Consider the following 1,495-nt stretch of genomic DNA (forward strand, 5'->3'; position numbering starts at 1 on the left):
GAGAAGAGGACGAAGTCGGCGAGGTCGAGGTGCCGGGTGAGGTCGTGCAGGTGGAGGGCCGCGTCCACCTTGGGACGCAGAACCCTTTCAAGCCGCTCCGGGGTGAGGGAGTCGATGACGCCGTCGTCGAGGACGCCCGCGGTGTGCACGACGGCGGTCAGGGGATGCTCCGCCGGTACGCTCGCCAGCAACGCGGCCAGCGCGTCGCGGTCCGCGGTGTCGCAGGCGGCGATCGTCACCTCGGCACCCAGCGCGCGCAGTTCCTCACCGAGCTCACGGGCCCCGGCGGCGCCCTCACCACGCCGGCTGGCCAGCAGCAGGTGGCGGGCGCCGCGCACGGTGACGGCATGCCGGGCGACGAGAGCGCCCAGGGCACCGGTGCCGCCGGTGACCAGGACGGTGCCCTCCGGGTCCCAGTGTCTCGGCAGGGTGAGCACGATCTTGCCGACATGGCGAGCCTGGCTGAAATAGCGGAACGCCTCGGGGGCCTGGCGGAGATCCCAGGCGGAGACCGGGACCGGGTGGAGAGCGCCGGACCGGAACAGGGCCAGGAGTTCGGTGAGCATCTCCTGGATGCGGTCGAGACCCGCCTCGGCCAGGTCGAACGCCCGGTACGCGACGCCGGGATGGGCGGCAGCGACGTCCTCGGGCGAGCGGACGTCGGTCTTGCCCATCTCCACGAAGCGCCCACCGCGCGGCAGCAGCCGCAGCGAGGCATCCACGAACTCCCGGGCGAGGGAGTCCAGCACCACGTCCACACCCCGCCCACCGGTCGCCGCCCGGAAGGCGTCCTCGAAGTCCAGAGTGCGGGAGGAGGCGATGCGCTCGTCGGCCAGGCCCAGCCCGCGCAGGGTGTCCCACTTACCGGGGCCGGCGGTGGCGTAGACCTCGGCACCCCAGTGGCGGGCGAGCTGGACGGCGGCCATGCCGACACCGCCGGCGGCCGCGTGGACGAGGACGGACTCGCCACCGCGCAGTGCGGCCAGGTCGTGGAGGGCGTAGTAGGCGGTCATGAAGACGATCGGCACCGACGCCGCCTCGGCGAAGGTCCACCCCTCCGGCATCGGAGCGATCATGCGGCGGTCGACGACGACACGCGGGCCGAACGCCCCCGGCAGCATGCCCAGCACACGGTCGCCCGGCGCGAGATCCGTGACACCGGAACCGGTCTCCACGACCAGGCCCGCACCCTCGCTGCCCATCAGCCCCGCATCGCCCGGATACATGCCCAGGGCGTTCAGGACGTCACGGAAGTTCAGGCCGGCCGCCCGGACGGCGACCCGGACCTCGCCCGGCGCCAGCGGCGCATCGGACTCGGGACTCGGGAGCAGCGTGAGGTGGTCCAAAGTGCCCTTGTCCTGGATGTCCATACGCCAGGCGGCGCCGTCCGCGGGCGGCGTGAGCGCTGTCCTGGCGGGGACCCGGGCCAGGCGGGGCACGTGGACGGTGCCGCGGCGGATCGCGAACTGGGGTTCGCCGGTGGCGAGGGCCGCGG

Annotated in this window: 1 protein-coding gene; it reads right to left on the reverse strand. The window is 73.6% G+C overall.

The genetic code is table 11. The features are described from left to right. The coding region (locus ACP4J0_RS38405) for an SDR family NAD(P)-dependent oxidoreductase (RefSeq protein ID WP_426604070.1) at positions 1 to 1,495 on the reverse strand (1,495 nt) is incomplete at both ends.

Source organism: Streptomyces sp. WG7 (assembly GCF_049975785.1).
Classification (GTDB): Bacteria; Actinomycetota; Actinomycetes; order Streptomycetales; family Streptomycetaceae; genus Streptomyces.